Origin of the sequence: Bordetella avium (assembly GCF_034424645.1) — a bacterium.
Lineage (GTDB): Bacteria > Pseudomonadota > Gammaproteobacteria > Burkholderiales > Burkholderiaceae_B > Bordetella > Bordetella avium.
The window spans coordinates 343,633-370,115 of the sequence record NZ_CP139969.1 but is presented as its reverse complement, the minus strand read 5'-3'; the positions used below and the strand labels follow the sequence as shown (position 1 = coordinate 370,115).

The following is a 26,483-nucleotide window of genomic DNA, read 5'->3' as shown; positions in this document are numbered from 1 at the left end:
GAGGCCCCCGTCCCGAGAACGACGTGCGGGGTCGCGCGTCAACCGAGAACCTGTCGATGAAAACCCGCTCCATCCGGCGTTACGCCGGTTTCCTAGCCTGTGTCGCGCCCGTAGCCGCCAGCGCCCAGCAAGCCACCCCCACCGAATTGGCGCCCGTCGTTGTAACGGGCAGTCTGACCCAACAAAAACAGCAGGACATGCTGGGCGATGTCAGCGTGATCAAGCGCGCCGCGATAGAACGCGCCGGTCAAAGCAGCGTCGCCGAGCTGCTGCAACGTCAGCCTGGCGTCGAGATCAATCACACCGGCGGCCCCCAGACGGCAACCAGCGTGTTCCTGCGCGGCGCCAACTCCAATCAAACCCTGTTGCTGATCGACGGCCGCCGCATGAACACGGCCACGCTGGGCAGCGGCAACTTCCAGGGCATGCCTCTGGACAATATCGAGCGCATCGAAATCCTGCGGGGCGCAGCAAGCAGCCTGTATGGCGCCGACGCCATCGGCGGCGTGATCAACATCATCACGCGCCAGGGCGGCAGCGACCGCCCCCTGAACATCCGCGCCGATGTCGGCTACGGCACGCACGACACCAGCCGCAGCAGCATCGGCCTAGATGGTGCTGCCGACGGCTGGCGCTACGCGCTGAACGCCGGTTATGGCCGCAGCCGCGGCTATAACGCCACCGCCAAAACCGTCGGAGGCCAGTACAACAAGGGCTATAACGGCGACCGCGACGGCTACGAGCAGAACGATGTGTCCGGGTCCCTGGGCTATGCCTGGAAACCCGGCCAGGAAATCGCCTTCGATTTCTATCACAGCAAGATGAAGGGCCAATACGACGGGGGCTTTGACAAACCGTTTAACGAGTACAACGACCGTCTTTATCAAACGATCAACCTCTACACGCTGAGCAGCAGCAATCAGTTGACCGATTGGTGGCGCAGCACGGTGCGCCTGAGCCAAAGCACGGACACGCAGCGCAATCAGCAAGCCCCTGGCACCTGGGGCTTCCCGGAGGACGGCGAAACACGTTTTCGCACGCGCCAGGAGCAATACACCTGGCAGAACACCTTCGACCTGGCCGCCAACCAGACCGTCACGCTGGGCTATGAACACCTGAAGCAGCGCGTCAGCGGCGATCTCTTTGAGAGCATTTGGCCCGCGCCGGACCGTATCATCGACTATGGGGTCGATTCGCGCATCACCAATTCCTTCTTCGGCGAGTACCGCACCCGCATCGACCGCCATCACGTTCAGGTCAACCTGCGTAGCGACCACAACACGCTCTACGGCAACAAGGTGACCGGCGGCGCCGAGTACGGTTTCGATATCACGCAGCAGCTGCGCGCCGGCATTGGTGCCAACACAGGGTTTCGCGCACCGACCTTCAATGACCTCTACTGGGGCAATGACGGGGGCACGGTGGGCAACCCCAATCTGAAGCCGGAAAGTTCGCGCAACATCGAGCTGTCGCTCCACTACGTGGATGACAGCACCACGGCAGGCATCGTGGCCTACCGCAGCCATGTCAAAGACTTGATTGTCTGGGCGGATCGCAATGACGGTTCTTATCTGTGGTCGCCTGAAAACGTAGGTCGCGCCGAACTGCGCGGCATCACCCTCACCGGCAGTCAGCGCTTGGGCCAGACCACGCTGCGCGCCAGCGCGGACTTCCAGGACCCCCATGACCGCGACAATGGCAACACCCTCGCCCTGCGCGCGCGTCAGATCTACCGCGCCAGCGCGGAACACCGTTTCGGCCCGGCGACAGCCGGCGTCGAGTACCTGTGGTCGGGTCCGCGCTACGCCAATGCCGCGAATACGCAGGAACTCGGTGGCTATGGCTTGGTGAACCTCACCGCCTCCTACGACGTGAGCAAAAACCTGACGGCCTATTTGCGCTGGAACAACCTGTTCAACAAGGACTACACCCTGGCGCGCGGCTACAACACGCCGGGCTCGACGGTCTTTCTGAATCTGGCCTGGCGCATGTAAGGCAGCAAGGGTAGGATGAACAGCGCAACCCTTGCCACGATGAACCTACCCCTTACTGCACCTATCCGCCTTGCGGCGATGATTCTGGCGCTGGCCGCATGGCCGGCCGGCGCCCAGCCCATCGCGCTGACCGACGATACGGGCCACGCGTTCACACTCCTGGCCCCCGCCCGGCGGGCCATCACCCTGACCCCTCACGCCACCGAACTGGTCTATGCGGCCGGCGCCGGCGCTTTTCTCGCGGGCACGGCGCGCGGTAGCGACTACCCCCCCGCCGCACGCGCATTGCCTAGCGTAGGCGACCCCTTCCACCCTGAGCTAGAACGGCTGTTAAGCCTGTCACCCGACCTGCTGATCGCCTGGCAACCTAGCAGCGCACTGGCTGGCATCCCCGCGAAATGGGGCATCCCAATTTATTACAGCGATCCGCGCAAACTCGACGACATCCCCAAAGCCATCGAGCAATTCGGCCATATGTTCGGCACCAGCCAGGTCGCCGACGCCGAAGCCCATCGCCTGCGCGAACGCCTGCATCAACTGCGTGCGCGCTATGCCAACAAAAAGCCGGTGCGCGTCTTCGTGCAGGCCGGCAGCCAGCCTCTCTACACCATCAACGACAACAGCATCATCGGAGATGCCCTGCGCCTGTGCGGCGCCGTCAATGTGTTCGGCCACTCGCCGCTGCTCCCGTCTCAGGTCAGTGTCGAAGGCGTATTGGCCGCCAATCCGCAGGCCGTCGTGGCCGGCGTCGCCTCGGCGCGCGAGGCGCAGACCCTGCAACGCGATTGGCGCGCCGCCGGCCTGCCCGCCGCACTCGCCGGCCATGTTTACGCGCTGAACGCCGACCAGCTCTACCGTCCCGGACCGCGCTTGATCGACAGCACGGCCTTGCTGTGCGAAGACATCGACAAAGCGCGGTAGTGTTGCCCCCCACGCTGCGCAGGCTCGCGCCTGCTTGCTGCACCACCACGGGGGGCTACCCCGAGGATGTCATGCCGCAACGGCCAAGGGCTTGCTGCTGCGCGGCCGGCAGACGGCTTGGCTGGTCTGGGGGTCGGACGTTAACCCTGCCATGCTCAGGGTCGTGAGAAGAGCGAAGACGGGCGGGTGTTTTATGATGCGGACATCGATTGCTTTTTTCATGCGCGCCGGGCATCGCCCGCCGCAGCCACGTCCCGTATCGCCATGAGCTCACAAGACACCCTCACTATCGCAGGCAAAAGCTACCAATCCCGCCTTCTGGTCGGCACTGGCAAGTACAAGGATTTCGCAGAGACCCGCGCCGCGCTGGACGCCAGCGGCGCGCAGATCGTGACGGTCGCCATCCGGCGCACCAACCTCGGCCAGAACCCGGGCGAGCCCAATCTGCTGGACTATGTGCCCCCGTCGCGTTTCACTATGCTGCCCAATACGGCCGGCTGCTACACCGCCGACGATGCAGTGCGCACCCTGCGCCTGGCGCGCGAACTGCTGGACGGCCACGATCTGGTCAAACTCGAAGTCCTGGGCGATCCGACCAATCTGTTTCCCAACATGCCCGAAACGCTCAAGGCCGCCAAAACGCTGGTGGACGAGGGTTTCAAAGTCATGGTGTATTGCACGGACGACCCCATCCAATGCCGCATGCTCGAAGATATCGGTGTGGTCGCCATCATGCCGCTGGCCTCGCTCATCGGCTCGGGCATGGGCATTCTTAACCCCTGGAACCTGCGGCTGATCCTCGACCAGAGCAAACTGCCTGTCATCGTGGATGCCGGTCTGGGCACCCCTTCCGATGCCGCCGTGGCGATGGAAATGGGCTGCGCCGCGGTACTCATGAACACGGCCATCTCGGGCGCCAAAGACCCCATCCTGATGGCCAGCGCCATGAAAAAAGGCGTCGAAGCTGGCCGCGAAGCCTTCCTGGCCGGGCGCGTGCCGCGCAAGCTTTACAGCGGCGTGCCCTCTTCGCCCACCGAAGGTTTGATTTCCACCGCCAAATGAGCAAAGAACGCCATATACCCAATGCCCTGAGCATCGCCGGGGTCGATCCTTCAGGCGGCGCCGGCATTCTGGCGGACGTGAAGGCCATGAGTGCGCTGGGGGCCTATGGCTGCGCCATCATCGCAGCGCTCACCGCCCAGAATACCCAGGGCGTGACCGGCATTCTGCCGGTCGATCCCGCCTTTGTCGGCCTGCAAATCGACACCCTGTTCGCGGATGTGCGCATCGACGCGGTCAAGATCGGGATGGTAGGCCAAGAGTCCGTGATCCGCATCGTCGCCGAAAAACTGGCGCGCTGGACGCCCGCCCACGTCGTGCTGGACCCGGTCATGGTCGCCAAGAGCGGCGACCTGCTGCTGGAGCGCGGCGCGGTGGGCGCGATGCGCGAATCGCTGCTGCCGCAGGCCACGATGCTCACGCCCAATCTGCCCGAGGCCGGCGTGCTGTTGGAAGAGCGGCCGGTCGAAACCATCAGAGAAATGCGCCGCGTGGCGGAAAAGCTGCGTGAAAAGCTGGCCTATTCCGGCCACCGCTGGGTGCTCCTGAAGGGCGGCCACCTGCCCGGCAGCGAAACCGTCGATCTGCTGTACGACGGCGACCGCATGCTGGAGCTGCCCGGCCGGCGTATCGACACGGTCAACACCCATGGCACCGGCTGCACTCTATCTGCGGCGCTGGCCGCGCTACTGCCCCAGACCGAAGACGTGCCCGAAGCGGCCCGCCGTGCCAAAGCCTATCTCACCGAGGCCATCCGCCATGCCGAGCGGCTGTCGGTGGGTTCCGGCCACGGCCCGGTTCATCACTTCCACGCCTGGTGGTAATGGCGCCCCCCGCCTGGCGGGTAGCCGGTACAATGGCCGCTTAGTTCACTGTCCTTCTCTTTCAGCCGTCATGAACGCCTCAACCCTGCCCGACGTAGAACAAGCCCGTTTCAACATGGTGGAGCAGCAGATCCGCCCCTGGAATGTCCTGGACACGCGTGTTCTGGACGCCCTGTTCGAGGTGCGCCGGGAACAGTTCGTGCCGCCGGCGCTACGCGCCCTGGCCTTCTCCGATCTGGAAATCCCGCTGGAAATCAACGGCGCCGACACCCGGCAAAACATGCTGGCTCCCAAGCTGGAGGCCCGCCTGGCCCAGGAACTGCAACTACAGGCCGCCGACAGCGTACTGGAAATCGGTACGGGCTCGGGCTATCAGGCCGCCCTGCTGGCCCATCTGGCGCGCGAAGTCACCACGGTCGAGATCGACAGCCGCCTGGTGGCCTTCGCTCAGCAGAACCTGCAGCTGAATAACGTCACCGACGTCAAAGTTGAAACCGGCGACGGCCGCAATGGCTGGGGCTCGAATGAATATGACGCCATCCTAGTGACCGGCTCGGTGCCTTCCGTGCCCGACGCCCTGAAATACCAGTTGCGCGTCGGCGGCCGCCTGGTGGTGATCGTGGGCGAAGCGCCTGTCATGACGGCCTGTCGCATCACCCGCACCACCGCCGCCACCTTCGAAACGGTCGAACTGTTCGAAACCATCGTCAAGCCCCTGCGCGGCGCTACGGTCTCGCACTTCAAATTCTGAGCAGCATGCGCGTCCGGTCTCTTGCGGCAGTACTGAGTTTGTTCTGCGCCGCAGCGGCCGGCGTGCCCGCACAGGCGCAAGATCTCATGCAGGTCTGGCGCGAGGCGCTGGCCCGTGATCCGGTTTATGCCGCCGCGCGCGCGGCCTACCGGGCCAATGCCGAGAAACTGCCGCAGGCCCGCGCCGGCCTGCTGCCGCTGGTTAGCGGCTCCACCAGCGGCGTCTATAACGAGGCTCGCAGTACTCGCGGTCTGTCTTATGACCACAGCGGCAGCCGGGGCACCTGGGATCTCTCCCTGACCCAACCCCTGTTCGACTGGGCCCGCTGGCAGCGCTTCGAGCAATCCAAACTGGTGGTCGCCGACGGCGAAGTGCAATTGCAGCAATCCCTGCAGGGGCTGGTGCTAAGGGTGGCGGATGCGTATTTCGGCATTTTGAGGGCCCAGGATGCGCTCACCGCGACCGAAGCCGAGAAGGCCGCCGTCGCCGAACAGCTCGCCGCAGCCCACCGCAGATTCGAACTGGGCAACGCCACCATCACCGACACCTATGAAGCTCAGGCGCGCTATGACCTGGTGTCGGCGGAAGAATTACGCCTGCAAAACGAGGTCCAGAACCAGCGCGACCAGCTCGCCAAGATCACCGGCTCGCCTCCCGGCGCGCTGGCCGAACTGCCGCATGGCGTCTCCCTGCCCGCGCCCCAACCTGCCCGCCTGAGCGACTGGTCACAACAAGCCCAGGAGGCTTCGCTTGAGGTGCTGCGGGCCCAGTTACAAACCCGCATCGCCGGCAGCGACATCGAGATCGCGCGCTCCGGCCATTACCCCACGCTCAATCTGCGCGCCTCCAGCGGCAGCGCTTCCGATGGCAGCCTGCGTAATGGCGGAGCCGGCCGGCCGATTGACAACAGCGTGGGCCTGACCCTGTCCATCCCGATTTACTCGGGCGGCGGCATCTCCTCGCAGGTAAGCGAAAAAGTCCAGCTAGAGCAAAAGGCCCGGCAGGACTACGAAAACGCCAAGCGCGAATCACTGCGCGCCACACAACAGTACTTCAATGGCGTGCTCACCGGACTGGCGCGCGTGCGCGCCCTCGAGGCAGGGGAGATTTCCAGCCGCAATGCGCTGCAAGCCAACCAGACCGGCTATGAACTCGGCGTACGCATCAACCTGGATGTGCTCAATGCCCAGCAACAGCTCTACGCCACACAACGCGATCTGGCGCAGGCGCGCTACCAGACGCTTCTGGATGGGCTGCGCCTGAAGGCAAGCAGCGGCAGCCTGAACGAAGACGACCTGGACGCCATCAACCGCCTGCTACGCCTGCCCTGAGGCAGGCCTCAGGCGCCCCGGATCTTGCGCACCAGCGTGGTCGTCGAACGCTCAAACTGAAACGGAATCGCCACGGCCCGCCCGCCCCAGCTACGCACCAGCGCAGTTTCGGGAAGTTTTTCCATATCGTAGTCGCCGCCCTTGACGATGATGTCGGGGCGCAATTCCGCGATCAGCGCTTCGGGTGTGTCTTCGCCAAAAGCCGTCACGGCATCCACGCTCTGCAAGGCCGCTAACAACGCAGCTCGGTCAGCCTCGGTATTCAGCGGCCTTTCCTCGCCCTTGCCCAAACGGCGCACCGACGCATCGGTATTGACCGCCACGATCAGGGTCGCCCCGAGCTGGGCGGCCTCATCGAGATAGGTCGCATGGCCACGGTGCAGCAGATCGAACACGCCATTGGTGAAGACCAGCGGACGCGCAAGCTTGCCGGCGGCAACAGCGGCCACCAGGTCTGCGCGTGTGTAGATTTTGGATTCGAAGCGGGCTTGAGACATGGCGGGATTGTAGCGCCGCCTGTCTCGAAAAGCCTGCTCAGACGCCGACCAGAATGCCGTCGGGCTCAGCGCGCACGGAACGCGCCAGCCGGTTGGCCACTTCCTTACGGTAGCGGTTCAAGTCCTTGACGTTTTCAAAGGGACTGTCGAGCAGCTTGGACAAAATATGCAAAATACGGCTGCTCACTTTCTGCTCCCACTGGCCATCAAAGCGAATTTGCGTATCGAGCCAGTTTTCCAGCCAACCCGGCTCCGGCAGACGCGATTGCACCGTATCGTTCGGGAAAAGCGCCTTGTTGACGTGCAGATTGGTCGGGTGCATCGCCTGGTTGCCCCGGCCGGTCGAAGCCATCAGCACGCCGATCTTGGCGAAGGCCTGACGCGCGCTGCTGCTGACCACATCGCCACGATCGTGCAGGGCGCGGCGCATGTATTGCAGATAGGCGCCAGCATGGCGCGCCTCATCTTTAGCAATGGTCTTGTAGATGGCACGGATGACGGGTTCGGTGTGCCAATCGCCAGCGCAGCGATACCAGTGATTCAAGCGGATTTCTCCGCAGAAATGCAGCATCAGGGTTTCGAGTTCCGGGGCCGGATCGAATTCGAATCGCACTTTGTGCAGTTCCTCTTCGGTCGGCATCAGATCCGGACGGAAACGGCGCAGATACTCCATCAGCACCAGCGAGTGTTTCTGCTCTTCAAAAAACCACACCGACATGAAAGCGCAGAAATCGCTGTCGCCGCGATTATCGCGCAGGAACATTTCAGTGGCAGGCAGGGCCGCCCATTCGGTAATGGCATTCATCTTGATGGTGAAGGCCTGCTCCTCCGACAGCTTGCTGCGGTCAAAGTCGTCCCAGGGAATATCAGTCGCCATATTCCAGCGCACGGCTTCCATGGTTTTGAAGAGGTCAGGATAAAGCATGAGTCGTCCTTTTGGATTTCCCGCTTGAAAGCTCAGGGTTAGCGGAAGACACGCAAGATGTAATCTCCCCTGTGCTACAGGCTTATAAAAATGGTTTAGTTATCGCCCGCCAACGCGAAGCTGTCGTGACAGACTGGTGACGAATAAACGACAGTGCGAGCCTTACAACACTTGCCCCGCCTTTATCGCGTCAGGGCCCATAGCGCCACCGCGATCCCCACGGCGAGCACTGCCGTCAATGCGGCGAGAAGGCGATTGCCCTGTTCCTGCGCGCGGCGCAGTCGCTGCGTCTCGGCCAACATCTGCGGCGAGACATTCGGGCGGCTCAGATAGTCGTGCACCAGGCGGGGCATGGCCGGCAACATCTGCGACCATTGAACCGCCTCCTTGATCAGACTGCGTTTGAGGCCGTCCCATCCCACACGCTGACGCATCCAGCGTTCCAGGTAGGGCTTGGCCGTTTTCCACAGGTCGAGGTCAGGGTCCAGTTGACGCCCGAGGCCCTCGACATTGAGCAGGGTCTTTTGCAACAACACCAGCTGAGGCTGGATTTCGACGTTAAAGCGGCGCGAGGTCTGAAACAGACGCAACAGCACCTGCCCCAGAGAAATCTCGGCAAGCGGCCGGTCGAAATAGGGTTCGCAGACGGCGCGCACGGCGCCCTCCAGCTCTTCTTCGCGCGTGTCGGGCGGCACCCAGCCGGACTCGATGTGCAACTGCGCCACACGCCGGTAATCGCGGCGGAAGAAAGCCAGAAAATTCTGCGCGAGATAGTTTTTATCGAACTCCGACAAAGAACCCACGATGCCGAAATCCAGAGCGATGTAACGCCCCAGCGTGGCCGGGTTGTCAGAGACATAAATATTACCCGGGTGCATGTCGGCATGGAAAAAACCGTCCGTAAACACCTGGGTAAAGAAAATTTCCACACCGCTGCGGGCCAGTGTCGGGATGTCTATGCCCGCAGCCCGCAGACGATCGATCTGCCCCACCGGAATGCCATACATGCGCTCCATCGTGAAAACGGTGCTGGCCGTGTACTCCCAGATCACCTCGGGCACGATCAGAATATCGCCCCGGCCCGATTCAGGCCCGAAATTGCGGCGCAACTGGCTGCAGTTGGCGGCTTCGCGCACGAGATCCAACTCGTCATGCAGGTATTTATCGAACTCGGCCACTACCTCACGCGGCTTCAGGCGGCGGCCATCCGGACCCAGCCGCTCGATGACGCGCGCCACAATGCGCAACAGCCCCATGTCTTTGTCGATGACAGCGCGCATGCCGGGCCGCAGCACCTTGACGGCCACCTTGCGGCCATCGTGCAGCACCGCAAAATGCACTTGTGCGATCGAAGCCGAAGCCACCGGGTCCGTATCGAACTGCGCGAAGAGCTGCGCGGGCGGCGCACCCAGCGCGGCCTCGATGCAGGCTGCCGCCTGCGCCGAGGGGAAAGGCGGTACGCGATCCTGCAATAGGGCCAGCTCGTTGGCGATATCAGCCGGGATCAGATCCCGGCGGGTAGACAGCACCTGGCCGAACTTCACGAAAATCGGGCCGAGCGACTCCAGCGCGCGGCGCAGGCGCTCACCGCGGGGGGCACGCGGCCGGGTGCCCAAACGGATCACGCGCAACAGACCGTTGGCCACGGGATGATTGAGACTGGACAGCACCAGTTCATCGAGACCGTAACGCAAAGAAACCAAAATGATGCGCAGCAGACGCAGAAAGGTCATCATGAGCGATTACCCCTGAGCGGCAGGGCTGCCAGACGGCTCTGCAATGCGCCGATCGAACGGGCCAGACGGTCCGTATCCTGTTGCAGCTCCGTCAGATCCAAACGCCACTGCTCAAAGACAGGCCGCCCCGCAAGCACCCGGCTTTCTTCGGCCAGATACTCGGCCGTATTGCCCGCCATACGGCGAGCGGCCTCACGCGTGCCGCGCAAAAAGGCTTGCAGGCCGGCCGTCAGGCGCAACGCGGGAATATCGCCGATCACACGAGCCAGGTCATCCTGAGCATCCCAGCGCAGATCACGCGCCAGATCCGCCACCACCTGGGCCAATGCCGCATCGCCCGAAATATGCGTGACTTCAGCCATATCCGGTTTGGGCGAGCCAGGCAAAAATTGCAGCAAACTCAAACGCTCGGGCAGGGCTGACAGCGTGACATCGGGCACGATAGCTGGATCAGACTCTTGCACACGCCCCTCGTTGTCTATGGTCAGGGACAGGCCAAAGCCATTCAAGGCAAAACGCACAGTCTTGCCGCCATGGCGGGCAAGACGTTCGCGGGCCCAGGCCTCACGATCAAGCAAGGTATTCAAGGCGCGCAAGGCGAAACGCGTTGGAGTAGGCAGTGCAGGCAGCATCGAAAACAGGAAAACAGACAGCCCCGGCAGGGGAGGAACATCCCCGCAGTTTACCGGTTTAATACCATTACCGTTGTTTCAGACGCTGGCCCGCGACATCACCTCATCCAGCGCACGCAGACGCTGCGCTTGCTCCGCCCTATCCACCCCTGGATCGACCAGAAAGGCCAGACTGCTCAGCCCCAGCTCACGCGCCACCGGCAAGGGCTGGGCCCGTCCCAGACCCGCGCGGCGAAACGCGGCCTCGCGGTAGATTTCAGGGCAGCTCCCCTGAAAAACACGCACCCCGCGCTCTTGCAAGGCAAGCATCAAGGCATCCCGCGACCAGCCGGGACGCAAGGCCTGCGCACGCACAAACACATAACAGCGGTAATACGCATGGCCGATATGCGCTGGCGGGCGCGGCACGCGCAAGGCCGGATAGCGCGCGGCGGCGTCCATCAGGCCATGCGCACGCTCGCGCCTTGCGGCAACCCAGGCCGCGCACTTGCCCAATTGAATCCGCCCGATGGCGGCCTGCATCGCCGTCATGCGGCCATTGCCGCCAAACGCTTCATGCACCCAACGAAAGCTCGGGCCGCCAGACGGCCGGGGGCCTGGCTGTTTGCCATGATCCTTCAAGCTCCACACGCGGCGCCAGACCGCCTCGGAAGCGGTCGTGACCATGCCTCCCTCGCCGCCGGTAGAGATAATCTTGTCCTGACAAAATGACCAGGCCGCCGCATCGCCCAAACTGCCTGCCGGCTGATTCCGATAGCTAGCGCCATGCGCCTGCGCGCAGTCTTCCACAACCTTGATGCCATGCCTGCGGGCCCAAGCGAGGATGTCATCCATCTCGCACATCCAACCCGCCAGATGCACCAGAACGACCGCCCGCGTGAGGGGGGTGCGCGCGGCTTCAAGCGTGGCGGCCGTCACGTTCTGGCTGTCTGCGTCCACATCGGCAAACACCGGGCGAGCGCCCACTGCCACGATGGCGCTCGCCGAGGCGATGAAAGAGCGCGCCGTGACCAGCACATCCTGACCCGGCCCGATGTCCAGCGCTTTGAGCGCCAGCTCCAGAGCCACCGTGCCATTGGCCAGCGCGACGGCGTAAGGCACACCAAGATAAGCCGCGTAGGCCGCCTCGAACGCGGCCACGTCCGGCCCCGACCAGGCATTGCCCTGCCCGCGCGCCAATACATCCATGACCGCCTGCCGCTCATCCTCTTCATAAAACGGCCAGGTCATGAGCGGCCATCCTTGTCAGGCAAAAACTCGGCGCAGGTCGCCTGCCCTGGCGCGCTGACCCCTGCGCCGGTCAACACCACCCGCAGCGTGAGCCACAGAATGCGCAGGTCCACACACCAGGACGCATGGTCTACATACCAGCAATCGAGACGAAAACGGCTTTCCCAATCTAGGGCGTTGCGGCCGTGCACCTGAGCCCAACCCGTAATACCCGGCCGCAGCGCATAACGGCGCCGCTGCTCGGGCGTGCAACGCGCCACATAGACCGTGGGCAAGGGACGCGGCCCGATGAAATTCATATCGCCAGTGAGCACATTCCACAGACCAGGCAGTTCATCCAGACTGGTGCGCCGCAGCCAACGGCCAAAGCGGGTGAGGCGCGCCTCATCAGACTCGCCTGGATAACTGGGCGTACGCATGCTACGGAATTTATACAGCCGAAATGGCCTGCCATGCAGCCCGGCGCGCTCCTGCGTGAACAACACCGGCCATCCGTGGGCGCACAAGACCAACAAGGCCAGCAGCACAAGCAGCGGTGACAGCAGCAGGAGCAAAACCAGGGCCAAGATCCGCCGCATGGTCAACGAAACACACGGATCACATCGCCCACGGCGGCATCGATCATGACACTGGACGACAGGCTTTCGCGGATGCGGGTCGCATCCATCACGATGACACCGCGTTCTATCTTGAGTCTTGCCGGCTCATCCGCCTTGAAGCCCGACGGACCACCGACGTCACAACCTTCCGCAAGATAAACAAAATTGTCCACCCTGGTGCCCGTGCGCAGAATCGTATTGGCTCCGATGAAGCAGTGATTACCGATACTGCAGCCAGCCTCGATAATCGCATTCGGCCCGATCAAGGTGTTGTAGCCGATCGTCACGCCACTATCGACAATACTATTGGGATAGATCAAGGAGCCAACACCAACCACGGTTTCTGGCGCACACATCGCAGCATCAAAAATCACAGGCAGCAACTTCAGGCCAGCGCGCAGCAAACGGCTGAAGATATCAATGCGCAAGCGCCCGGCAAACCCTGGACCCGCAAACAACAAACAAGGCTTGCCGCTGAGCTCAGCCTCTAACTCGGCGGTATCAAAACTGCCTAAAGCGTCTCGCTCAAGGCTCCAGATCCGTGCCTGTGGAAAGTGACGCTGAACATAAGCGCTAGCCAGGCTATCCAGATAGGGATCGGCAAATACAACATTCATGAGTTCTGACATGCTCACACCTCGCGGTAAACGCAATCTCGCAGATAAACCATCTGCCGCATCAGGTGCTCTTCATAGTCGCCTTGCGTAAAGCGCCATTCACGCCCACTGGCGCTAGCGAAACCTCGCTGGACCCGCTCCAACACAACACTATCCTCATCAATAACAAAACGCTCCCCTCTGGCTATCGCCATCAATAAGGGCGCCGCGTCGAATTTCGCTGTCATTTCCGCCAGGCAGAAATTCATTCGATAAAAGAAGCTGCCCGCACTCTTGGGAAAATACTGCTGCGTCGCGTAGTACCTACCGCCGACAGAACAGAAATTGGTGTTAGGGAAGAGGAAGATATTCTCGTAATGATCAGGAGAAAGCCGACGCTTTATTTTTGAGTCATACCACTGTTCCTCGACCTCATAACAACTCTGCATCCGATAAGAAAGCAAACGAAGGTCTCGAATTTCTTGAACGAAGCGACCGAAACTTCGCGCCTCCGTCTCACGCATCCTGATCATCCCGTGTTCTTGAAGCTGCCGCTGCATCTCCGGCAAAGTTCCCAAGAACGTCGATGAATGCACAAAAGGCGCATGCATCCAATCTTTGACGTTCTCCATATTGAGCTTCCAGTTATACCGTGCCAGGAAATCGGCCTGAAGCACAGCACTTCCCTGACCGGCACGCTCTAGCTGTTCGAGCACATCGGCGGGAAACTGCTCTTCGATAGCTAGCGGCTGGCCATCCATATTGATGAAGATGAGCGGCCCGACGACAGCAACCGCCAAGGTGGTGAGCCCGCGCCCACAGGCATCATCGACTCGGACGGCATCGTGCTCGAAGGCATTCGCCATGCGCACACCGGTCAGTGCGGCGCCGTCACGAAAAGCCCAGCCATGGTACTTACACACAGGGCGGGTATTGCCCGTCACGTCGGTAACGATTGCGCCGCCGCGATGCGGACAGATATTGAAATAGGCCCTAGGCTGGCCATTGAGCAGATGAACGACGATCTCATAGTCAAAAATGGTGATCGTGAAATAGTCGCCATCTTTCTTAAGCGCAGAACGGAAACCGGCGACCAACCAGAGTTTCTCGAAAATCTCTCGCTTTTCCAGCGCCAAATAATGCTCATCGGCATACCAAGCCGGGTCAAAAACCGCCTCTTTCATCGAACTACCCTCCCCGGATTCCCAAGCACCGTGGCGCCCTCTGGAACATCACGCAAGACCACCGAACCCAAGCCGATGTGCGCGCCAGATCCGATATGCAAACCACGTGCGATACAGACACTAGGCTCGATCAAGACGCCTTCGCCTATATGGCAATTACCAGCGATAAAAGCACCCCAACCGATATGGGTGTAATCACCTACCACAGTGTCATGACCAAGCACGGCACCAAAGGAAATGCTGACATAATCCGCAACTTGGCAATCCACAGAAAGAACGGCTCCGGGATGAATCAGCGAAGCGCCGATCTGGCTGCGTGACCCGATATATCCACACAGCACACGGGCAAAATTTGCTCCGCGGGCAAGCAAACTCTGAGTCATTTTTCGGCGTAGTGCCGGACTGCCCACGCTGGCAAGGAACAAGACGTCAGGTAGAAGAGGCACATCATCGACGCCCCCCAGCACGGGCACGCCGGCCACCTCGTTTCCTCGAAACGCTGGCGAGTCATCCACGAAACCCGCCACTTCAAACCGACTGTCATTCAACAGACAATCCAACACTTCACGTCCATAACCGCCAGCGCCTAACAAGCACAGCCTTATGGTCATGTTCTTATCGCTCCGCCAGAGAGGATAATGTCGGTGCCGTTGATGGCTTTGGCGTCATCGGCAAGCAGAAACAACACCGGCCCAGCGACGTCAATAGGATGGCCCACGCCCAATGGATAGCGTTCCTTTCCAAACTGATCAAGCCATTGCTGCTCTCCTGGAGAACCGCAGCTCATCCGGGTACGCACCATCGCTGGTGATACCGAATTAACACGGATTCCATGGCGCATCAGGTCATTGCTGAGAACACGGCCAAGCGCGACCAAAGCAGCCTTGGCCATCGTATAGGGCGCAATACCCCGCACGCCTAGATAAGCGCTAATGGAGGAGATCAATACAACCGACGCGCCTCTCCTTAGTCTGCGCGCGACCACCAAAGCTCTCAGCATCACGATCAAGGTATTGATATTGACGTCGATCGCCCTTTGTATAAGTTCAGGCGTCAGTAAGGACAAGGGCGCTCTGACGAACTCTCCGACGCTGAACACCAAACCATCTAGAGGGGACTCAATAGTCGACACATACTGCTGCACCTGCTGAGCATCGAGTAAATCCAGGATGTGCACGGGATAGCCAAGATCGCCTGGATTTTTTCTGACGATGCCGGACACTGCGGCGCCCAGCTCCAGCGCATTCAAGGCAATCTCCCTACCGATTTCGGAGGTACCGCCAAGTAGCAGGATGCGTTTGCCGCTGAGATTCATGAAAGGAGTCATCGGCCAGGCACCATATCGACACTCATGCCGCCATCCACCCGCAAAGAACTCCCATTCATCCACCGGGCCGCTGGCGTCAGCAAAAACAGCATCGCACCGATAGCCTCATCGGCGCTCATGATATGTGCGTCCGGGACAAGCTCTCCAGACGCCCCAGTGTCAACGGGACCATGAAGCACAAAATTGATACGCATGTGCTGAGCGACCAGGTCACGCGATGCCGAGAGTAATCCGGTATGCAGCGCGGCCAGCGAAGCCGCATAGGCCGAAGTGGACTGCGGCGCATAAGCCGCCACATGCGCGACATTGACAACCACCGAGGCGCTCGACCCCAAACACCTCTTACGGAACAAGGTCTGCAAAAGCAGATAAGGCGACAGAAAGTTTTGCTCCCATAGCTCGCGTAACTCTGTCTCTTTGACCGATGAAAAAGAACAGAAATCGCCAACAGCGCCGGGATTGAACACAATTCCGTCGAGCTTGGTGTCACTGAAAGCCTCGGCCAGATGCTCACGCTGCCCCTCATCGGCAAGATCGCTGGAAACGTGTTGCGCATCAAGATCAAGTGGCGCTTCCCGCGAGACCACCCATACGTTAGCGTCCAGGGCTAGCAAACGTTGGGCAAGCGCGCGGCCCATACCCCGCGCCCCTCCCGTGACCAAATAGTTCCGGTCACGAAAATCGATCAGTTGAGAAATCATATTTTTCTCCCAACGTGATGAGTTCTGGAACGTAGAACGGCTTCGTTTCGAGATACAGAGTCCCCCAACTCAGACCAATACCAAAACCGCACCATACCCATCTCAGGCGTTGTTCCGATGCCTGCTGAGCAAGCCTTGCGGTGATGGTGACCGGGATACTCGCCGAGCTGGTATTGCCGTAGTCATAAAGCGAACTGGGCCATTTTTTTTCGTCGACGCCGATTTTTTTTCGTATGGTTTCGTTGATCATCCGATTAGCCTGATGCAGTACGAAGTAATCAACATCAGCGGTGGCAATCCCGACCTCACCGAGCAACTCGGCGATTGCGCGCGGCGCACGATCCGTGGAAAAATTCAAGACGGCAGGACCATCGAGCCACACATCGTTGGGTGCGCGCCTCACGCCGTCACGGCAGCTTATTGGGAAATGGCTGTCCGGACGCATCGGAAAGCGCTTGCCGCCATGCGGCATGATGATGGCGTCATAACCAGAGCCGTCACTGCGTCCATGGAAATACATGGGCTCGGCCGAGGGGTCATATTCCAATGCGGTAGCCGTACAAGCATCGCTGAAGAGGACCTCACGTCCGACATCTTCAGTCGCGCCCGAGGCCGACTGGTCTCCCGCCAAAAGAATGACGCGGCGCAGACGCCGATCGCCCATCATCGAGGCGCAGACAAATACGCCATAGGGATAGCCCGAGCAGCCCAGGTTGATATCAAAGGCAAGCGTCGTGATGGGCAGACCCAGGCGATGCTGCAAGATGATGGAGGTAGCCGGGATCAGGAATTCAGGCGACTGGGTCACGAGAATAAGCGCATCCACCGATGCCGGGTCCCATGCCAGTCCTTGCAATAGTTTTTCCGCTGCATGCTGAGCCAGATCCGAAAAAATCAGGCTGCTCCCGCTGCAATAGCGCCGCCACCGTATGCCGATGTTTTTCACGAGACGTTCACGTTGGCGCAACTGATCGGCGGGCACATCCAGATTGTCGACCAAAGCTTCGGGCATCACGGTGACGAGGCCTCGAATGGCAACGTGCTCGATAAGCGCTAGACTCACACCTGCTCCTGAGAATAGGCGTACAGAGCGCCTACCGTAGCGAGTTCAAAAACTTTTTCTGCCGTGATGCGCCGAGAAAAACGGGTCTCCATCATGATAATCACGCCCAGCATGGCCAGCGAATCAAAGTCAGCGATCTCATCCAGACGACTATCTGCATTGACCGACACCTCATCGACGAAGTCACAAGCGATGAGAAACTCATCGATGAACTCACTTAGCTCCATTTTTTCCATATTTTTGTCCTTAAACACCCTCAGTCATTAAGCGATCAAACTCGTTTTCAGGAAGCTCCCGCACACTTCCGCTTTCCAACAGGAAAAAGCGCGTACAACAGCGCCGCAGCAATCCATGGTCATGCGAGGCAAAGACCGTGATGGCGCTTTTGTTCAACATCGTTTCCAGACGTGCGACACACTTGCGCTGAAACGCGGCATCACCGGTCGAGAACCATTCATCGAGAAGCAGAATGTCGGGGATCATGGCGGTCGCCAGCGAAAAACTAAGCCGCATACGCATGCCGGAGGAATAGGCTTCCATAGGCATATCGAAGAATTCGCCCAGCTCGCTGAAGGTCTCGACCTGGCGCGTGATCGCACGGCAATCCGCAGCGGAAAAGCCCATGGTCATCCCCAGGGTCAGGACGTTCTCCCGGCCCGTAAGTTCGGGTGCGGTGCCTGCATCGATATCGAACATGAGGGAAACCGCCTCACCCTGCACATCGACCTTGCCCCCTTGGGGGGTGTAGATACCGGCAATGGTGCGCAGCAAGGTGCTTTTCCCGGCGCCGTTCGCGCCGATCAGACCGACGCGATCGCCCTGACAGATTTCAAAGCTGACCCCCTTGAGCGCATCCACCTGCCAGACCGTACCCGCGCGCTTGCGCGTTGCGCCGAAAGAAAGCCAGTTGGCGATCTGATTCCGCAAATGACTGGCCTGGACATCCATCATGGGATATCGCAGAGAAACCTGATCAAAGCGTATATAAGCCATTTCATATCCAGAACAGAACACGGCGCGGATTACGCGCATAAACGGCAGCACAGGCCAGACAGAGAATCAGGAAAAAGCCAAGGGCGCCGGCATAGATGAAGGCCTGCGGCGGCGCCTGGTCCTGCACCAGTGACATCAGCGGCATACGCAAGGCCTCGATAAAGTAGGAGACCGGGTTGAACCAGATGAATCTGCCAGCTAGGCTTTCAGGACGGAACAACACCGGGCTGACAAAGAACAGCAGGGGCAGGCTCGACTCGACGGCATAACGCACATCGCGAAATCGGGCCCCAAGCGCCGCGAGCAGCGCGGCAAGCGGGACACTAGCGAAAATGAGCAACAGCAGACCGGGAATGGCCAGCCATGCCTGGTCCGACCAGCGGGTGCCGAAGAAAAATAGAACGACGCAGACCAGGGCCAGGTTGTGCGCCAGATTGATGAGGTGATAACCCAGCGTGCGCACGGCGAAAAACCACACGGGAATCCTGTGATTTCGCATCACATGTCCGTTGGCGGTATAGGCAACCGTGGCCGATGCCATGACACCTGACAGGTACTGCCAGATGACCAAGCCGATGGCCAAGGAAGGAATGAATACGTTGCGCTTCTCGCCAAGGAGTTCCGCCCAGACAGCGCTGAACCCGAAGATGGCGACAGCATTACCCAAGGTCAGCCATAGCGGGCCAAGCACACTTTTCCGGTATCGGGTACGCACATCCGAGACGCTCAAACGCAGAGCATTGCACATGTAGCGTAACGATCGAGACGACATTCCGATATCCATTCGCAAGGTTAAGCAGTTGCGACAGCTCTTGAAGCGATCGCATGAACAAGCGTTGGATTTTAGGAATTGCAGGATAATCCGTATGTCAGATAAACCCTTTCCCTGAGAGCGAAGTTCGCCAAGCATCAGGCGAGAATCGAGGAGGCCGGAATGGCCGGAAGAAACCCCTCGCCGCGCGCTCGCCTACCGCTACAGTCAGCGCTAAGCAAAGACATGGATATTGGAATCATCGGCCGCCAGAAATAAAAAATGCCCGCGCAAAGCGCGGGCATTTCAAGAGGTACTACGGAGCCAATCAGCTAGCCTGGTCCACAGGAATCTGTTGAATACCGGCGAGGAGCCAGCCGCCCGTGGTGGGCTTGAACAGGTTCCAGACTTCTTCGAAGCGGAAGGCCTCGGCGCCCGGCGCTTCACGCAGCATGCCGGAGAAGCGCACGCTGGCGAGGTGGCCATCGGAAACCGTTTCAATGCCCAGCAACTCGGCGTTGAGCAGCACGACTTCGGTCTTGTTCACTTCATTGCCACGCGCTTCGAGCTGCGGCTTGAACTCGGCGATCAGGTCATCGGTGAGCAGGTCACGCAGATTGTCGACGTTGCCGCTGTCCCAGATGGCCTGGATGCGAACGAATTGTTCTTTGGCCTGTTGCAGGAAACGCGGGGTGTCGAAATCACCAGGAACGAACCAATTGCCGTCTTCGCCCGCCTTGGGCAAGGCTGCCGGCGCAGCCGCTGCGACCGGGGCGGCTGCGGGCATGGAAGCCTCGCGCCACATCGGTTGCTGCGTTTGCGCAGCTTGCTGACTGCCGACCCCGCCATAAGCGCCCTGCATGGCCGGACGCTGCGCGGACGCGCCGCGCAGACGGCGCACGATGAACAACACCGCGAAAACCACCAGACCGATCAGCAGAGCGCTGCTGAGGAATTCGGCCAAGGCGCCGCCCAGACCCAGGCTGGAAAACAGCGCTGCCAGGCCCAGACCTGCGGCGATACCGGCGAGCGGCCCGAGCCAACGCGAAGCGCCGCTCTTGGCGGCGGCGCCAGCGGCTGCCGTGCCGGCCGCTGCAGTGCCTGCCGCGGCACCCGCCGTGGTGCCAGCGCCCGGCGTAGCCGGCGGCGTGGTGGCCTGGCGCTGCGTGGTGACATTGGAAGACTGGCGGCCGACGCTGGAACCGCCGCCGGCGCGACGCGCTTCCGCGTCGAAAGACGCGGTAATCAGCGCGGCGCCGGACACGGCGATCAGGGCCGCTGCCAGCACTCGGGAAAGGCCAAACTTGGTGGACATGACGATAAAGCTCCTCTCGAATAACGCCCCCCTGCAGCAGCAGGGAAAGGCAGGCGGTGCTTACCGCCCCTTTTCTTACAAAAAACTGAATAATTGCAAGAATAACGGACAAGACCGTCCGCCACAAGTTCCCCGGCGAGGGGCTCAGCCCAGGCGTACCCCTTCGTGCAGGGCCGCCACGCCGGCTGTCAGATTGAAGTACTGCACCCGATCCAGGCCAACGGCCCGCATCATGTCAGCCAGCGTGTCCTGGTCAGGATGCATGCGGATGGATTCGGCCAGGTAACGGTAACTCGCCTCGTCATTGGCGACTTTTTTGCCCAGCCAGGGCAGCACATTGAAGGAATACCAGTCGTAGGCCGGCGCCAGGGGCTTGGCCACGCGGGAGAATTCCAGCACCAGCAGCTTGCCGCCCGGCTTGAGCACGCGGCGCATTTCGGCCAGCGCCCGGTCTTTATGTGTCATGTTGCGCAGACCGAAAGCCACGCTGACGCGGTCAAAATATTGGTCTGGGAAAGGCAGCTTCTCGGCGTCACAGACCGCAAGCGGCAAAATGAGGCCGCCATCGGTCAGGCGGTCGCGGCCCACGCGCAGCATGGAGTCATTGATGTCGGTCAGCCACACTTCGCCGCTCGGGCCAGCGCGCTTGGCGAATGCTCGGGCTAGGTCGCCCGTGCCGCCCGCGATGTCCAGGACCTTCATGCCGGGACGTACGTTGGCGCGGCCGATGGTAAAGGCTTTCCAGACACGGTGCAGTCCGGCGGACATCAGATCATTCATGACATCGTAGCGGGCGGCGACCGAATGGAAGACTTCGGCCACTTTATTCGCTTTATCGCCCTCCGGGACGGATTGAAAGCCGAAATGAGTGTTGCCGGCCGACGACGAATCGGGAGAAGAGGAACGGTTTTGCATGACAGAATCCAGAAGTATGCCCAATGGTAGCCGATTGAAGCCCCGACTCCTTCCTAAGACTTAGTCACATACCTGAAATATTGCGGCCATACTATGGCAACGTTCGCGCCATCAGGCGCCCTCGCTGTGAACACTGCCTCTATGTCTAGCACTATTCTTGTCGTCGAAGACGAACCCGCCATCCAGGAACTAATCGCGGTCAACCTCTCTTTCGCCGGCCACAAGGTCTTGCGCGCATTCGACGCCGAACAGGCTCAGACGCTGATCCGCGCCGAATTGCCCGATCTCATCCTGCTGGACTGGATGCTCCCGGGCATGTCAGGCCTGTCACTGGCGCGCAAACTGCGCGACGATGAGCGCACCCGCAATGTCCCAGTGATCATGCTGACGGCCAAGGGCGCCGAGCAGGACAAAGTGGACGGCCTGGAGGCCGGCGCCGACGACTACATCACCAAGCCTTTCTCGCCCAAAGAGCTGATGGCCCGGATCAAAGCGGTGCTGCGCCGCCGTGCGCCTCAGCTCACCGACGACATCATCGACGTGGGCGGCCTCAAACTGGACCCAGTGACGCACCGCCTGTCCGGCGACAGTCAGGCGCTGCAAATCGGGCCGACCGAGTTCCGTCTGCTGCATTTTTTCATGACCCATCCTGAACGCGTCTTCTCGCGCTCGCAGTTGCTGGATCAGGTCTGGGGCGATCATGTGTTCGTCGAAGAACGTACGGTAGATGTGCATATCCGCCGCCTTCGCAAGGCGCTGGAGCCCACAGGCCATGATGCGCACGTCGAAACGGTGCGTGGCAGCGGCTACCGCTTTACCGCCCAGATCCCCGCGCGGTAAAAACACCCTACGATGATCTGGCTGCGTACGCTCTCGCTGATCGCCCTGTGGGGGGGGCTCAGTCTTCTGCTTCATAGTCTGGCCGGTTCACCCGCCGGCTGGGTGTTTTTTTCGCTGTCCATGATGGGCATGGTGTTGTGGCGGAGCTGGCGCCTGCAACGTGTCTCAGATTGGGCGCATAACCCCGAATCGGCGCCTCCCGCCGGCGTAGGCCCCTGGGAAGACATTCTCGCCCCGCTCTACCGCTACACCCGCGCCCGCCGCCGCGAGCTGGCCGAATTGCAGGACACCATGCAAGGCATGCTGGCTGCCGCCCAGGCGCTGCCGGACGGCGTGGTGACCCTCAATGAAGACTTCCAGATCGAATGGGGCAACCGGGTGGCGCGCCGCCACCTTAACCTGCGCCTGCCTGCGGACCGTGGGCAGAATTTGCTCAATCTGTTGCGCGCGCCGGAGTTCGTGGCTTATGCGCAGCGCGGCGTCTGGCCCGAGCCCATTCTCGTGCGTGTGGGTCAGAGCGGCCAGGAACGGGTCATGATGATTCAAATGGCCGCTTACGCCACCAGCCGCCGGTTGCTCATCTCGCGCGATGTGACGCAGATCGAAAAACTGGAAACCACCCGACGCGATTTCGTCGCCAACGTATCGCATGAACTGCGCACGCCGCTCACCGTGCTGGCGGGCTTTCTGGAAACGCTGCACGACATGCCGCCCGAAGCCTTGGGTGAGGAGCAGCGCAGCCAATATCTGGCGATGATGCTCGAACAAGCGCAGCGCATGCAGGCCATCGTCGAAGACTTGCTGACGCTGTCCACGCTGGAGTCTTCGCCCGGTTCCGATCCAGTGGCGGTCAACATCTCGACCCTGCTGCTGACAGCACGCCAGCAGGCCGAGGCCCTGTCCGGCGGACGGCATCAGTTCGAATGGCATATCGCGCCAGATCTGGATGTATTGGGCAACGGCACGGAACTGGCTTCGGCCTTGTCCAATCTGCTGACCAATGCGGTGCGCTACACCCCCGAAGGCGGCCACATCACCGTGCGCTGGGAAGCCACGCCCGATGGCGGCGCCTGCTACAGCGTGCGCGACACCGGCATCGGCATTCCGGCGCGGCATATCCCGCGCCTGACCGAACGCTTCTACCGCGTGGACCGGGGCCGCTCGCGCGCCGCCGGCGGTACGGGTCTGGGGCTGGCCATCACCAAGCACATCGTGCTGCGCCACGATGCCGAGCTCCTGATCAAAAGCGAGCCCGGCAAGGGCAGCGTTTTCTCGCTACTATTTCCGTCCGAACGCGTCGTGCCGGGCGACGCCGCATCAAGCAGGCCGTCCTGAAAAACAGCGGCCGCATCCTGCGTGCCTGGCACACCGGCTGCCCTGGAGGCCTAATCTCAGATGATGCTGCACCATCCCGAACTCCCTCAAAACGTGGGGCCTGCCTGGCCGCTGGCGGCCGGCATGAAGGGCGTCCTCCCATGACGCTGCGCCGCCGCTTACTGGGCGCAGCCCTGCTGCTGCCCCTGACCGCCCCCGTGGCCGTGCGCGCCGCGTCAGCCCCTGTCATCGACATCTGGAAAACCCCCACTTGCGGCTGCTGCGGCGACTGGGCGGATCACCTACGTGGCGCCGGCTTTCGCGTGCAAGTACACGAGGTGAGCGACACCGATCCTGTGCGCAAACGCGCCGGCATCGCGCCACAGTACGCGTCCTGCCATACAGGCCTGGTCGGCGGCTACGCCATCGAAGGCCATGTGCCGGCGCAAGACATCCAACGCTTGCTGTCCGAGCGCCCCGAAGCCGCCGGGCTGGCAGTGCCTGCCATGCCAGTAGGCAGCCCCGGGATGGACGGGCCTGCTTATGGCGGGCGGCGCGACCCCTACGATGTGTTGTTGGTGCAAACCAATGGCCAGTCCCGTGTCTGGCGGGCAATACGCTGAAACAAGCAACTATTTGAGGACAGCGTTTAGGCCACACTGCCGCCTAGGGATTGGACATCCGCAGCAAAAATCTGGTCCACAATGGCCTGGTCAGCGCCTGTCGGCGCTGGCTCCGGTCCTCCGGGCCTTTCCTTCCCTCACGGCAAGCACCCATGGCACAAATCGTTTTGTTCGAGAACGTTCATCCCAGCGCCCGCGCGGTCTTTGAAGCCGCGGGCTATTCCGATATCGCCACCTACAGCTCGGCCCTGCCTGCGGCAGAGTTACGCACCGCGCTAGCAGGCGCCGAAGTGGTGGGAATCCGCTCTCGTACCCATCTCGACGCCGAGCTGATTGCCGCGCTGCCGGATGTCCGCGTGATTGGCTGCTTCTGCATCGGCACCAATCAGGTCGATGTCGATGCCGCCATGAAGCGCGGTATCCCGGTGTTCAACGCACCGTTTTCCAACACCCGTTCCGTCGCCGAACTGGTGTTGGCTGAAGCGATTTTGCTGCTGCGCCGCATTCCCGAGAAGAACCTGCGCGTGCACCAGGGGCATTGGGACAAGAGCGCAGCCGGCGCCTTTGAAGCGCGCGGCAAGACGCTGGGCATCATCGGTTACGGCAATATCGGCTCGCAGATCAGCACACTGGCCGAGGCCATCGGGCTGCGCGTGGTGTACTTCGATGTCGAGGCCAAACTGCCCCTGGGCAACGCCCGCGCTGCCGCGTCCCTGAGCGAACTGCTGGCGCAATCCGACGTGGTGACGCTGCATGTGCCAGGCGGGAAAAGCACCGAGAACATCATCAATGCCGACACGCTGGCGCAGATGCGCCGGGGCGCCATTCTGATCAATGCTTCACGCGGTACGGTTGTAGACATCGAGGCGCTGCACTCGGCGTTGCGCAGCGGCCACCTGGCCGGCGCAGCGCTGGATGTGTTCCCAACCGAACCTAAGGGGCCGGACGAAGCGCTGGCCAGCCCGCTCATCGGCCTGCCCAATGTGATCCTGACCCCGCACATCGGCGGCAGCACCCAGGAATCGCAAGAGAACATCGGCCGTGAAGTCGCCGAGAAACTGGTGCGTTTCCTGCAAGCGGGCACCACCAAAACGGCGGTCAACTTCCCAGAACTGTCTTATGTGGAGCCGGCCGGCGCGGCACGCCTTCTGCATGTGCACCGCAACGCGCCGGGCGCGCTGGGCACCTTGACCAGTCTGTTGGCCGAACACGGCCTGAACATTGTCAGCCAGACTCTGCAAACCCGTGGCCAGATCGGCTACGTGCTCACCGATGTGGATGGCATCGTCGATGATGCGCTGATCGCGGCATTGCGCCAGCATCCTATCACCGTGCGCTGCGACCGCCTCTAAGCCCCTCAGGCGGCCGGGCCTTCTGGCCCGGCCTGCCCCAGGACGGCCTGCCCCAGGACGGCCTGCCCCAGACACTCCACCATTTTTTCCACCAGTGGCGAACGCGACAGGCGTCCGATCACACCGATTTCGCGCGTAAAGCCCGGCTCGCCCAGGTCGATGAGACGCAGGCCTTGCGCATCCAGACGGCGGGTGCGCGGCAGCAAAGCCACGCCCAATCCGGCGCGGGCCATATTAGCCAAGGCATCGATCTCATCCAGCTCTACGGCTTCTCGCACCGTAATGCGATGGCGGCGCAGAAAACTATCGACCAACCTTCCGCCAAACGATGAACGGTCATAACGGATAAAAGGCTCGGTTTCCAAGAGATCGCGCCAGGGCCTGAGCGGCGTGGCCTTACTGACGGCGAGCACCATGGGTTCGCTCAGCAAAAGATGCCAGTCCAGCTCAGGAGGCAAGGCGAAAGGCGGCCGGATGAGCACTACCAGATCGACCTCTCCCGCATCGACCTGACCCAGCAGCGACAGTGACACCCCCGGTACGACGCGTATCCGCACATCCGGATAGGTGGCGCGAAAGGGTTGTAAAGCGCGCACCAGCAAATCCTGCTGCACCGAGGCAATCGCACCCATGCGCAGCACACCGCTCACACGTCCGCCCGCCTGGCTCACCATGCGATCGGCCATGGCCAGCAAGGCCTCGGCCTGGGGCAATAGTTCACGCCCCTGGGTATTGAGCACGGCCGCCTTGGCGCTGCGGTCAAAGAGGCTCAGCCCCAGGTGGTCCTCCAGACGGTGAATCTGGGCACTGACGGCCGACTGGGTCAGCCCCAGCTGGCGGCCCGCGCCCGTGAAGCTGCCCTCACGTGCCACGGCGACAAAGGTCTTGTACTCTCTCAGCATAATTGGGGACATGCCTTTAGTCTGAGACAAGCATCATTTTTATTAATGCTAAGTCCCAAAAAATATCGTTTTTCGATCAAAAAAACAATCCGTAAACTATCGAAGCCG

28 protein-coding genes are annotated in these 26,483 nt (G+C 61.3%); 10 read left to right on the top strand and 18 right to left on the bottom strand.

The window, feature by feature from the left end:
- Positions 1-56: 56 nt before the first annotated feature.
- From U0029_RS01745 to U0029_RS01720, 6 genes are all read left to right on the top strand, one after another.
- A complete protein-coding gene (locus U0029_RS01745; protein ID WP_114852171.1) occupies positions 57-1,994 on the top strand; it encodes a TonB-dependent receptor domain-containing protein in 1,938 nt (645 codons plus the stop codon).
- Between the two features lie 15 nt (positions 1,995-2,009).
- Positions 2,010-2,915, top strand: coding sequence for an ABC transporter substrate-binding protein (locus U0029_RS01740; RefSeq protein WP_114852170.1), 906 nt, complete (start codon positions 2,010-2,012; stop codon positions 2,913-2,915).
- A 264-nt stretch (positions 2,916-3,179) separates the two neighbouring features.
- Positions 3,180-3,977, top strand: coding sequence for a thiazole synthase (locus U0029_RS01735; RefSeq protein ID WP_012418707.1), 798 nt, complete (start codon positions 3,180-3,182; stop codon positions 3,975-3,977).
- Positions 3,974-4,798, top strand: coding sequence for a bifunctional hydroxymethylpyrimidine kinase/phosphomethylpyrimidine kinase (gene thiD / locus U0029_RS01730; RefSeq protein WP_012418708.1), 825 nt, complete (start codon positions 3,974-3,976; stop codon positions 4,796-4,798). The genes U0029_RS01735 and thiD overlap by 4 nt, the downstream gene beginning before the upstream one ends.
- Before the next feature lie 70 nt (positions 4,799-4,868).
- The gene (locus U0029_RS01725; RefSeq protein WP_012418709.1) at positions 4,869-5,549 is read left to right on the top strand and encodes a protein-L-isoaspartate O-methyltransferase family protein; all 681 of its coding nucleotides are present in this window, start codon (positions 4,869-4,871) and stop codon (positions 5,547-5,549) included.
- A gap of 5 nt (positions 5,550-5,554) precedes the next feature.
- Positions 5,555-6,880 (top strand): TolC family outer membrane protein, encoded by a 1,326-nt coding sequence (locus U0029_RS01720; protein WP_114852169.1) that lies wholly within the window; start codon positions 5,555-5,557, stop codon positions 6,878-6,880.
- Positions 6,881-6,888: 8 nt separating this feature from the next.
- Here the strand turns inward: U0029_RS01720 and rfaE2 are convergent, their stop codons facing one another.
- The 17 genes from rfaE2 to ubiE form a co-directional block, all read right to left on the bottom strand.
- A complete protein-coding gene (gene rfaE2, locus U0029_RS01715) occupies positions 6,889-7,377 on the bottom strand; it encodes a D-glycero-beta-D-manno-heptose 1-phosphate adenylyltransferase (RefSeq protein WP_114852168.1) in 489 nt (162 codons plus the stop codon).
- A gap of 37 nt (positions 7,378-7,414) precedes the next feature.
- Entirely contained in the window at positions 7,415-8,302 is an 888-nt protein-coding gene (locus tag U0029_RS01710; protein WP_012418712.1) for a ferritin family protein, read from the bottom strand.
- Positions 8,303-8,484: 182 nt separating this feature from the next.
- Positions 8,485-10,038: a ubiquinone biosynthesis regulatory protein kinase UbiB gene (gene ubiB / locus U0029_RS01705; protein ID WP_012418713.1), complete on the bottom strand. Its 1,554-nt coding sequence runs from the start codon at positions 10,036-10,038 to the stop codon at positions 8,485-8,487.
- Positions 10,035-10,670, bottom strand: coding sequence for a ubiquinone biosynthesis accessory factor UbiJ (locus tag U0029_RS01700; RefSeq protein WP_012418714.1), 636 nt, complete (start codon positions 10,668-10,670; stop codon positions 10,035-10,037). The genes ubiB and U0029_RS01700 overlap by 4 nt, the downstream gene beginning before the upstream one ends.
- Before the next feature lie 78 nt (positions 10,671-10,748).
- Complete coding sequence (locus U0029_RS01695) at positions 10,749-11,900, bottom strand: DegT/DnrJ/EryC1/StrS family aminotransferase (protein ID WP_114852167.1); 1,152 nt, start codon at positions 11,898-11,900, stop codon at positions 10,749-10,751.
- A complete protein-coding gene (locus tag U0029_RS01690; RefSeq protein ID WP_012418716.1) occupies positions 11,897-12,478 on the bottom strand; it encodes a sugar transferase in 582 nt (193 codons plus the stop codon). Before U0029_RS01690 ends, U0029_RS01695 begins: the two co-directional genes overlap by 4 nt.
- A 2-nt stretch (positions 12,479-12,480) precedes the next feature.
- Positions 12,481-13,128 (bottom strand): DapH/DapD/GlmU-related protein, encoded by a 648-nt coding sequence (locus tag U0029_RS01685; RefSeq protein ID WP_012418717.1) that lies wholly within the window; start codon positions 13,126-13,128, stop codon positions 12,481-12,483.
- 2 nt (positions 13,129-13,130) lie between these two features.
- Positions 13,131-14,279, bottom strand: coding sequence for an aromatic ring-hydroxylating oxygenase subunit alpha (locus U0029_RS01680; RefSeq protein WP_114852166.1), 1,149 nt, complete (start codon positions 14,277-14,279; stop codon positions 13,131-13,133).
- Positions 14,276-14,890, bottom strand: a complete 615-nt coding sequence (locus U0029_RS01675) for an acetyltransferase (RefSeq protein WP_012418719.1) — start codon at positions 14,888-14,890, stop codon at positions 14,276-14,278. The genes U0029_RS01680 and U0029_RS01675 overlap by 4 nt, the downstream gene beginning before the upstream one ends.
- Complete coding sequence (locus tag U0029_RS01670; RefSeq protein ID WP_158308706.1) at positions 14,887-15,594, bottom strand: SDR family NAD(P)-dependent oxidoreductase; 708 nt, start codon at positions 15,592-15,594, stop codon at positions 14,887-14,889. Before U0029_RS01670 ends, U0029_RS01675 begins: the two co-directional genes overlap by 4 nt.
- 8 nt (positions 15,595-15,602) lie before the next feature.
- On the bottom strand, positions 15,603-16,307 hold the full coding sequence (locus U0029_RS01665) for an SDR family NAD(P)-dependent oxidoreductase (RefSeq protein WP_082011665.1): 705 nt from the start codon (positions 16,305-16,307) through the stop codon (positions 15,603-15,605).
- The gene (locus U0029_RS01660) at positions 16,279-17,289 is read right to left on the bottom strand and encodes a ketoacyl-ACP synthase III (RefSeq protein WP_236841028.1); all 1,011 of its coding nucleotides are present in this window, start codon (positions 17,287-17,289) and stop codon (positions 16,279-16,281) included. The genes U0029_RS01665 and U0029_RS01660 overlap by 29 nt, the downstream gene beginning before the upstream one ends.
- A gap of 77 nt (positions 17,290-17,366) precedes the next feature.
- Positions 17,367-17,606, bottom strand: coding sequence for an acyl carrier protein (locus U0029_RS01655; protein ID WP_039051574.1), 240 nt, complete (start codon positions 17,604-17,606; stop codon positions 17,367-17,369).
- Between the two features lie 10 nt (positions 17,607-17,616).
- Positions 17,617-18,363, bottom strand: a complete 747-nt coding sequence (locus U0029_RS01650) for an ABC transporter ATP-binding protein (protein WP_012418724.1) — start codon at positions 18,361-18,363, stop codon at positions 17,617-17,619.
- A gap of 1 nt (position 18,364) precedes the next feature.
- Entirely contained in the window at positions 18,365-19,135 is a 771-nt protein-coding gene (locus U0029_RS01645) for an ABC transporter permease (RefSeq protein ID WP_012418725.1), read from the bottom strand.
- A 307-nt stretch (positions 19,136-19,442) separates the two neighbouring features.
- Positions 19,443-20,429 (bottom strand): Tim44 domain-containing protein, encoded by a 987-nt coding sequence (locus tag U0029_RS01640; RefSeq protein ID WP_114852165.1) that lies wholly within the window; start codon positions 20,427-20,429, stop codon positions 19,443-19,445.
- A 144-nt stretch (positions 20,430-20,573) separates the two neighbouring features.
- Entirely contained in the window at positions 20,574-21,344 is a 771-nt protein-coding gene (ubiE, locus tag U0029_RS01635; protein ID WP_012418727.1) for a bifunctional demethylmenaquinone methyltransferase/2-methoxy-6-polyprenyl-1,4-benzoquinol methylase UbiE, read from the bottom strand.
- A gap of 141 nt (positions 21,345-21,485) precedes the next feature.
- Here ubiE and phoB point away from each other — a divergent pair, with 141 nt between their 5' ends.
- The 4 genes from phoB to serA all read left to right on the top strand — a co-directional run bounded on the left by phoB (position 21,486) and on the right by serA (position 25,473).
- Positions 21,486-22,184: a phosphate regulon transcriptional regulator PhoB gene (gene phoB / locus U0029_RS01630; RefSeq protein WP_012418728.1), complete on the top strand. Its 699-nt coding sequence runs from the start codon at positions 21,486-21,488 to the stop codon at positions 22,182-22,184.
- A gap of 12 nt (positions 22,185-22,196) precedes the next feature.
- Entirely contained in the window at positions 22,197-23,519 is a 1,323-nt protein-coding gene (gene phoR, locus U0029_RS01625; protein WP_012418729.1) for a phosphate regulon sensor histidine kinase PhoR, read from the top strand.
- Positions 23,520-23,659: 140 nt separating this feature from the next.
- The gene (locus U0029_RS01620) at positions 23,660-24,121 is read left to right on the top strand and encodes a DUF411 domain-containing protein (protein WP_012418730.1); all 462 of its coding nucleotides are present in this window, start codon (positions 23,660-23,662) and stop codon (positions 24,119-24,121) included.
- A 152-nt stretch (positions 24,122-24,273) separates the two neighbouring features.
- Entirely contained in the window at positions 24,274-25,473 is a 1,200-nt protein-coding gene (gene serA, locus U0029_RS01615) for a phosphoglycerate dehydrogenase (protein WP_012418731.1), read from the top strand.
- Positions 25,474-25,478: 5 nt separating this feature from the next.
- Here serA and U0029_RS01610 read toward each other — a convergent pair whose 3' ends face one another.
- On the bottom strand, positions 25,479-26,375 hold the full coding sequence (locus U0029_RS01610) for a LysR family transcriptional regulator (protein ID WP_114852164.1): 897 nt from the start codon (positions 26,373-26,375) through the stop codon (positions 25,479-25,481).
- Positions 26,376-26,483: the final 108 nt, after the last annotated feature.